Here is a 4,036-nt window from a genome sequence, read left to right as displayed (position 1 = left end):
CGGCACCGCAGTGCCGCCCCGCCGTCCGATCAACTCCCCGGCGCCGTCGCCGGTCCGCTACGCGAGCGGTCCCTGCGGGTCGTGCCCGTGGAAGGGACGCTCGAAGAGCCAGTTGTAGAGCATCTCCCGACAGGTCTCCGGCTGGTACGCCGGCACCTCGTGACCCGAGTCGGGGATGGACACCTGCGTCAGGTTGCCGCGCTGACGGACGAAGCCCTTGGGGTCGCCCGGCGGCTGCTGCCAGATCAGGCGGGGCGCGCCGTGCCATTCCGGGTCGCGGTCCCGCATGAGCCTGTCGAGGATCTCCTCGGTGCTCCGGAAGCCGCAGGCGGTGTCGAAGTTCCCGGTGTAGAGCAGCACCTTGTAGCGCTTGATGCCCCCGTCGCTCCTGTCGATGAGCGCGCCGTACTTGTCGGACGCGTCCGCCATGTTGTCCTCTACCAGGGCATCGGCCACCGGGCCCGTGTTGTCGTCGCACGTCCACTCGAGCCCGAGCGGCACGTGCAGGGCCTTCCTGACGGGATCGGTGTTCAGGTACGCCTTCAGCGTCTCCCAGGGCAGGCCCTTCCAGCCCCGGGCGTCGTAGATGTCGAAGTTCCCGCCGTAGGCCAGGGTCTTGTCCACCAGGGCGTTGCCGTCCTTGGTGGCCTGGACCATGCTGCCTTCCTTGATCTCGGCCTGGACCTTCGCGTAGTCCCGGAGCAGTTCCTCGCGCTGGCCGAGGCCGATGAACCCGGTGGTGTAGACGTAGTCGATCATGAGGCCCAGCGAGAGCTCGGGGGTGATCCAGCCGTTGCCCACCGCGATCCCGCGCAGGTCGATGTGCTGTCCCGCCTTCCGCCCGTTCTGCTTGTCGATCTCCAGGGCGATCGCCGGCACGTACTTGCCGGCGTAGCTCTCGCCGCAGACGTACAGCGGGCACTTCGCGTACTCGGGGTGCAGCTGGAAGAACTTCTGGAGCGCCTGCCAGAACATGTGGCCGAGTTCGGCCTCGTCCTCGACGTACTCGTCGTGCTTGGGGTCGTCGGAGTGGCTGTACCCGGCGCCCAGGGGCTGGTCCCAGTAGAGGAGGTGCGCCTCCTGGTTCCAGCTGGTGGTGGTCAGCGACACGGTCCCGACGGTGTCCTCGGTGATGGTCAGCGGGCCGTTCTCCAGGAAGAGCCCGATCAGCGAGGAGGCGCCGGGGCCTCCGTTGAGCCAGATCACCAGCGGTGTGGCGCTGATCAGGTCCTGCTGGTCGGCGACGGGCACGTGGGGGCTGCAGGTCTGGCTCTCGAAGAACCAGTAGAAGAGGTTGTTCTTCGCGGTGCCCGTGCCGTCGAGCTGTACGCGCCCCGCGTAGGAGCGGATCCCCAGCTCGAGGCTCTTGGTGTCGAGGAGGTTCGCCGGGATCGACGTGACGAGATCGTCCGGGTCCATGGTTCAGTCCTTCGTTCGGGAGCGGATCAACGGGATCGACGGGATCGACGGGATCAGCAGGATCACCGGGCGAACGGGATGCCCCGGCGGGACTGCGCGTGGTGGGGGTGGCTGAACAGCCCGTTCGTCCGCTCCGGGTCCTCAAGGGTCCCGATGCGCTGCCCCATGTGCAGCTGCAGGGCCGGGAAGCGGCCGTGCTCGAACAGCAGGATGTTCAGGGAGCCGCCGTACTGGAAGTTCCCGATCTTCTGGCCCTTCGTCACCGGGACGGGCTTCTGGGGGTTCTTGAAGTCCGCTTCGTACTGCACGGAGCCGATCGAGTTGAGGCCGACGGTCACCATCGCCACGTGCGTCTCGTGCTTGCCCCCCCTGGGGTCGGTGAACATCGTCCTGAAGATGAGGTATCCGCGGCGGAAGGTGTCGAACATCTCGTAGTCGAACCCGTAGCCGACGTTCCCCTTGTTGAGGAGCTCGGGGAAGTCCCGCATCCCGTAGTAGATTCCGTGGACGTCGTCGTGGGACTCCACGACCTCACCCGCTACCGGCGCGTGGTACCAGTGGTAGGTGTCGGGCATCAGGATGCACGACACGGCCGTGCCCCCGGGGAGCATCCTGCCGCCCTCCTCCCTGGGGACGAACCTCTTGTAGTAATCGGAACCGGCGAGCAGCTGCTTGACGTTCATGGTGACCGTCTTGACCGGGATCGGCGTCTCCTCGGCCAGGTCGTCGACGATCATGTTGATGACGCAGTCGGTCGGGGCGACCACCACACTGTTGTCGTCCTGGGCGTCGATCGGGCGCTTGCCGTCCTTCAGCTCCCGGATGAAGAACTGGTTGAAGGTGGCCCAGGGGCCGTCCTTGAAGTCCTCCATCCTCGTGCCGAGTTCGCTCTCCCAGAGCTTGATGAGCTTCTGCCCGTCCTTCCCCGTGTCATCCATCTGGTCGCCCTGCAGGTTGGTGAAGTCCTTGGTCATCTCCAGGCCGGGACCGCAGGTCACGAAGACCATCCCGTAGTCGTTCTCGTAGGTGAGCCAACTGAACTTCTCGATGTAGTCCAGGCCGTCGTTGGGCTTCGTCGTGGTCCAGTTGGTGTACCACTCCGCGAAGAACTTCTTCAGATCCTCGATGCCCTTCCCCTGCCAGTCGTAGTACACCTTCTTTCCATCGGGATCGGTCGGGTCGGCCGGACACTTCACCACGTTGGCGATCGTCGCGTCGAACAGGGTCTTGAAGCCCTCGTGATTGGTGCGGTACCAGTCGTCGATCCTGTCGAGGAAATCTTTGAGGGGCTTCGGGTACTCGTCGTTGTCCGGCATGACTCTCCCTTTCGCATCCGCCGCGGAGGCGTCCCCTTTCGGATCGCCTCTCCGGTCTCGGCGTCCACGAGTATGGTTGCGCCCCGGTCCACGGCCGGCCGGACACGCATGGGCTTCACCGGTCCGTGAATCCCCTTGCCGGTATGAGGAATTACCCCTCCCGCAATCGATCGGAAAAGCCGAAACGTTCTTCCGGCCGCCTCGACCGGCCCCCGTCAGCCGACCGGCCGAAGCCGCCGGCCACGGCCGCGGGGCGCTCCCGCTCCAACGGCGGACGGCCGGATGGCGCATCGGAACGTCCCGGCGTCCCGCGGTCGCGGCCGGCGGGATCGTTGCTCTGGCGGGGTGATCCGCCACCGCCGTGCGCACGTTGGGGCCCGTCGGGCGCCCGCCGTGCCGTAGGCATGACCCGTGTCCCGGGCCCGCCCCCGTCACCCGCGGAGCCGGGCCCCTCCCCTCCCCCGTCGTGAAGGAGTCGCCATGCCCGCCACGCCCGCCATGTCCCAGGAACCGGGCACCGTCACAGGGTCGTCGGACGCCGCGGCGTTCGGCAAGAGGACACAGGTGAGCACCGACCCGAACGACTGGGTCCCCGTCCTCAAGGCGGGCTTCGTCTGCACCGTCGCCCACCTCGAGATCAGCACCCCGGGCGACCAGCTGGTGATCAAACCGAGGTGCGTCCCCATGGTCTACGCCTACCACGAGGAAGGCGGCCGGAGGCTCCTCTACCTGCACGGGTCCATCTACTACCCGACCGGGATCCCGGTCTCGCTGAAGCACCTGTGGAGCGAGGACGGCGTGTCCGTCTCCCTGGCCGTCACCCTCGTCGACGGCCTCGTCGTCGGACGCGCGGCCATCAGCACCTCGCTCAACTACCGCTCCGTCGTCGTCAACGGCGTCGCCAGGAAGGTCGACCCCTCCGGGCGTGCGAAGGCCTTCGAAGCGCTCAGCGACCAGATCATCCCCGGTCGATGGGGTGAGCTGCGCCCCATCGACGACAAGGACCTGAACACGGACGGGCAGCACATGCCCACCACCGGGGTCCTCTCCGTCGACCTCGGCGAGGAGGGAACGACGGTCCACGCCAAACTGGCGACCCACCCCGAGGGGTCCGAACACGAGACCGACCGGGACCGGAAGTACCCCCACGCCTGGGGCGGCGTCCTCGCCGTACGCCAGACCTACGGCGAGCCCGTCCCCGACCAGTACGCCCAGGGCGTCCCCGTCCCCAAGTCCGTCCAGGACCTCGTCAAGAGCCACCGGGCCACGTAGGACACGGCACCGCAGGCCCGGACCGTGCG

The 4,036-nt window shown here is 67.2% G+C and carries 3 protein-coding genes; 1 reads left to right on the top strand and 2 read right to left on the bottom strand.

The features are described 5' to 3' along the window. Positions 1-57 precede the first annotated feature (57 nt). Together ACFU7Z_RS37315 and ACFU7Z_RS37310 are read right to left on the bottom strand one after the other, a co-directional pair. Entirely contained in the window at positions 58-1,419 is a 1,362-nt protein-coding gene (locus ACFU7Z_RS37315; protein ID WP_380782541.1) for a hypothetical protein, read from the bottom strand. Positions 1,420-1,481: 62 nt separating this feature from the next. Then, the gene (locus tag ACFU7Z_RS37310; protein ID WP_380782539.1) at positions 1,482-2,735 is read right to left on the bottom strand and encodes a phosphatidylserine decarboxylase; all 1,254 of its coding nucleotides are present in this window, start codon (positions 2,733-2,735) and stop codon (positions 1,482-1,484) included. Positions 2,736-3,215: 480 nt separating this feature from the next. Between ACFU7Z_RS37310 and ACFU7Z_RS37305 the strand changes: the two genes are divergently transcribed. Beyond that, positions 3,216-4,007, top strand: a complete 792-nt coding sequence (locus ACFU7Z_RS37305; protein WP_380782537.1) for a pyridoxamine 5'-phosphate oxidase family protein — start codon at positions 3,216-3,218, stop codon at positions 4,005-4,007. Positions 4,008-4,036 lie beyond the last annotated feature (29 nt).

It is taken from the genome of Kitasatospora sp. NPDC057518, assembly GCF_042802075.1.
Taxonomy (GTDB): domain Bacteria; phylum Actinomycetota; class Actinomycetes; order Streptomycetales; family Streptomycetaceae; genus Kitasatospora.
The sequence above is the reverse complement of the archived record's forward strand: the minus strand, read 5'-3'. Positions and strand labels throughout refer to the sequence as shown.

Bases quoted from the DNA above. Each gene is read 5' to 3' on its own strand.
- ACFU7Z_RS37315 (WP_380782541.1), bottom strand. From the start codon at position 1,419: ATGGACCCGGACGATCTCGTCACGTCGATCCCGGCGAACCTCCTCGAC.
- ACFU7Z_RS37310 (WP_380782539.1), bottom strand. From the start codon at position 2,735: ATGCCGGACAACGACGAGTACCCGAAGCCCCTCAAAGATTTCCTCGAC.
- ACFU7Z_RS37305 (WP_380782537.1), top strand. From the start codon at position 3,216: ATGCCCGCCACGCCCGCCATGTCCCAGGAACCGGGCACCGTCACAGGG.